Source organism: Dietzia sp. UCD-THP, assembly GCF_000349585.1.
Lineage (GTDB): Bacteria > Actinomycetota > Actinomycetes > Mycobacteriales > Mycobacteriaceae > Dietzia > Dietzia natronolimnaea_A.
Genome location: NZ_KB714661.1, coordinates 1 through 3679, shown reverse-complemented (window position 1 = coordinate 3679; position 3679 = coordinate 1). Strand labels below are relative to the sequence as shown.

The 3679-nt window shown below is 72.0% G+C and carries 5 protein-coding genes; all 5 read right to left on the bottom strand.

Annotation, left to right across the window (positions count from 1 at the left end; genetic code table 11):
* Positions 1–52: 52 nt before the first annotated feature.
* On the bottom strand, positions 53–1339 hold the full coding sequence (locus tag H483_RS36690) for a Dyp-type peroxidase (RefSeq protein ID WP_017838389.1): 1287 nt from the start codon (positions 1337–1339) through the stop codon (positions 53–55).
* Positions 1332–1940 (bottom strand): copper chaperone PCu(A)C, encoded by a 609-nt coding sequence (locus H483_RS36685; protein WP_017838388.1) that lies wholly within the window; start codon positions 1938–1940, stop codon positions 1332–1334. Before H483_RS36685 ends, H483_RS36690 begins: the two co-directional genes overlap by 8 nt.
* Positions 1941–2013: 73 nt before the next feature.
* Positions 2014–2655, bottom strand: coding sequence for a hypothetical protein (locus tag H483_RS36680; RefSeq protein WP_152428082.1), 642 nt, complete (start codon positions 2653–2655; stop codon positions 2014–2016).
* A 9-nt stretch (positions 2656–2664) separates the two neighbouring features.
* A complete protein-coding gene (locus H483_RS36675; RefSeq protein ID WP_017838386.1) occupies positions 2665–3189 on the bottom strand; it encodes an NUDIX domain-containing protein in 525 nt (174 codons plus the stop codon).
* Between the two features lie 117 nt (positions 3190–3306).
* The coding region (locus H483_RS39735) for a hypothetical protein (protein WP_042330294.1) at positions 3307–3679 on the bottom strand (373 nt) is incomplete at its 5' end.

Genomic DNA, 3679 nt, shown 5'->3' with positions numbered 1-3679 from the left:
GCGAGCATCGGCTCACGCTGGTGTTCATCGCCGGGGGCGGCTGCGTCTCACCTCACCCCTCGAACAACCCCTGACCGACGTACCCGCCCTCCGGTGCGCCGGGCGGGAGGGCGAACACGGCCGACCCGATCGGGACGGTCCATGTGTTGAGCGCGTCCTGCTCGGCGAGCCGCTGCTGAACTGGGATGTAGGTGCGTACCGGGTCGGCCTGGTACGCGGTGAAGATCAGACCGCTGTTGCTGATCTTCCCCGGTTCCGGCGGGTCGTCGAAGTTGTACGGCCGCCGGAGCATGGCCTCACCGCGGTGACGTTGCCGGGCCCGGGCCATGTGTGACTCGGGCGGGATAACCGGCAGGCCGACCTCGTCGACGGCGTCGAAGTCGGCGGGGTCGTGCTCCTGGGTCCCGGTGAGCGGCGCACCGGTGTCGATCCGCCGGCCCATGGTCAGCTCGCGAGAGGTGCGGTCGATCTCCTCCCACGTGTCCATGGTCATGCGGATGCGGCGCAGGACGAGCGAGGACCCTCCGCGCATCCACCGCTGGACCTGCCCGTCCGCGGACCTGCCGTCGGAGAACACGACCTGGTCGTAGTCCACGTCGTCGGGCCTCGGGTTCTCGGTCCCGTCGATCTGCCCGAACAGGTTCCGCTGTGTGCGACCGGTCGGGTCGGTACCCACGGCCTTGCGGAACCCGCGCTGGGCCCACTTCTGCTCGGCCACGCCGCGCACGCCGGAGGCGAGGGTCCGGGCCGCGTGGGAGACGACAAGGGGGTCGTCGGCACAGATCTGGAGCAGCAGATCCCCTCCTGACCAGCGGTCCTCCAGCTGATCGATCTGCGGGAACGCCGGCAGCGGCCGCAACCACGCCGGCCGCCGCTCGGGCATGCGCAACGCGTCGAACAGCCCGGGCCCGAGTCCGATCGTGACCGTCAGCCTAGCCGGGTCCCGGGCCAGTTCGGGCTGGAGATCGGCCAGACCGCCGCGACCCGAGGTGAGCCGGGCGGCGTCCTGCGACCAGGCCCGCAGGACACCCTGGACCTCGGCGCGGGTGGCCCCCGTCGCGAGGTCGAACCCGACGAAGGCCCCGTGGGCCTGCGGAGGTGTGGTGATGCCGGCCTGGTGGGGCCCGTGGAAGGGCTCGGTGGCGGCGCCCACGACCTGTGAGTCCGCGACGGTCCTCCAGTCGGGTGCGGCCCCGTCGTCGTCCAGGACGCCCCGCCCCGCGTACCCGGCGGCACCCCCGACCAACCCGCCACCCACCACGGCACCGCCCACCACGGCTCCCGCGCCGCGGGTGAGGACCGACCGCCGCGAGAGCGAGCGGGGGGCCCGGTCAGCCATCGTGGTTCATGCCCCCGTGGTCCATGCCGCCGTGGTCTCCGCCGACGTACTCCTCCTCGCCGCCGCGGAAATCGCGCGCGGAGACGGTGACATCCTGCTCGACGTCCCCCTCCTGGTCGCCGCCGTCGAACCGCAGCGTCAGGGTGATCTGCTGACCGGTGGTGATGGGCTGGTCCAGGTCCATCAGCATGATGTGGTTCCCGCCGGGCTCGAGGACCAGCTCGCCACCGGCCGGGATGACGAAGCCGTCCTCCTTCTCCTGCATCATCATCCCGCTGCCGCCGGGGACGGTCTCGTGGAGCTCGGTGCGACCGCCGAGCCGGCTGGAGACTCCGGTCAGGTGGAGGTCGTCGTCCCCGGTGTTGCGGAGGGTGCCGAAGACCCCGGACATGTCGGTGTCCGTGGCCTTGACCCAGCCGTCGTCCAGTGTCACGACCCCGGCGCCCTCGGCGCTGGCCGTCTGGTCGGACGCGACGGAGGTCTGGGCGGGGTCGTCGGAAGGCCGGTCTGGGTCGTCGGAGGCGCAGGCCGCCGTGCTCAGTGCGAGGGTCAGTGCGGTGGCCGCGGCAACAACGGCACGGGTGTAAGTGCGAGTACGCATGGGTGGTTCAGTCCTTGAGGTGGTGTGTGAGGCCGCCCGGCGGCGAGAACGCGCACCGGTGCGGGTGATGGCGTCACACAGCCACCGGCGGTGCCCGGGTGCCACCGCGGTTCACGAGGAACCGGTGGAGCGGGGTGTCAGCGTTGTAGGCGGAGACGAGCGGGGCGACGACGACGAGGTGGGCGGCCACCCGGAGCGGCGTCACCCTGGCCGCAACCCAGGCCAGCGTCCCGGACAGGATCGCCACGAGGGCGAGCGTCACGGCGATGGCAGCTACGTGAGCGCCGAGCATCCCCGGGGTCAGCAGCGCCGCCGGACCGAGGGAGAGACCGGTTCCCGCCCCGTCCATCGCGGCGCGGACGAGGGTGGCGTCGGTCATGTGGTGGCCGAGAGCCGCGTGTGAGGCGCCCGGGCTGCCCGAGTGGGTGTGCCCGGAGGCCAGGAGGAGGTGCACGACCCCTTGCCCCGCGATCAGACCGGCCGCGGTGACCGGGATCGGGGACCGCTGCCGGGCGGCGGCAGCGGTGGCCGCCCCCACCCCCGCGCTCGCTGCGGCGATCAGCAGGATCTGCCCGGGGCTCGGCGCCACCGCGCCCGTGCCGGCGGCCAGACCGTGAGCCGCGATGCCGAACACCGCGCTGACCAACGCCACCACCATGCCGACAGCCGCGGTCACCACGGGTGGGACCTCGGTTCGCACTCGGTCGGCGGGCACGATCCGATTCTAATGGGACCCCGTGGCCCGGCTGGACTCGGTGGCCGGGCTGGACTCGGTAGCGAGCTCGATTCGCGCGCGCTCCTCGTCCGCCAGTCCCGCCTCGAGCCGGGCGAGCATGTGGGGGCGCATCTCGGGCAGGTCATCGACCGCGAACCAGCGGACGTCGGTGTTCTCGCCGTCGGCGGGGTGCGGGGCACCGTCGAGGTAGGTACAGGCGAAGGTGTGGTCGAGGTACTGCGCGCGGTCACCGTTGGCGTAAGTGACCATCCGCGAGACGCCGATGGAGGCGACGCGGTCCACGCGGATGCGGACGTCGGCCTCTTCCCGTGCCTCCCGGACGGCGGTCTCGGCTGGATGCTCGCCCGGGTCGACGATCCCGGTCACCGGGGTCCACCAGCCGTTGTCGGCCCGTCGTACGAGCAGCACGCGCGCGCCGTGGGGGTCCCGGATCACCGCGGTGGCGCCGGCCAGCCAGAGGGGCGCGGTACCCACGTGGCGGCGGAGTTCCAGGACGAAATCGGGGACGGACATGGCTCTGAGAATATCCAGGTCCGGAAAATGCAGCGATCCCCGCCGACCGTGTGGTCGGCGGGGATCGGTGGTGTACTACCCGGACGCTGACTCGGTCAGCGTCGAGGGGTCAGAACTTCAGTTCTGCTCCTCGACGGGCTCGCACTCCTGGCGCTCCATGGAGCCGTTGTCCTTGAGGAACTCGATGGCCTCCGGCGGGAGGTTGCAGACGAGTCCGACGTTGACGCGCGGGAGCGGCGGCAGGGTGACGCCACCGGAGACGGCGAGGCCGATGCCGATGCCGGCAGCAGCGAGCGAGCCCAGGGCGAGGAGGGTCGCGGGGTCGGACGAGCCGGCGCCACCGTTAGCGGAACCGGTGATGATCGTCTCTGAACCCTCGAACGTCGAGCCGAGGTCCGAGGATCCGAGCTCCGAGGAACCGGCCGTGATCGCGGCCAGGATGCCCTCGAGCGAGCCACCGTCGAGCGAACCGGTCAGGTCCGAAAGCGAC

Coding starts and splice junctions, on each gene's coding strand:
- H483_RS36690 (WP_017838389.1), bottom strand. CDS start 1,339: ATGGCTGACCGGGCCCCCCGCTCGCTCTCGCGGCGGTCGGTCCTCACC.
- H483_RS36685 (WP_017838388.1), bottom strand. CDS start 1,940: ATGCGTACTCGCACTTACACCCGTGCCGTTGTTGCCGCGGCCACCGCA.
- H483_RS36675 (WP_017838386.1), bottom strand. CDS start 3,189: ATGTCCGTCCCCGATTTCGTCCTGGAACTCCGCCGCCACGTGGGTACC.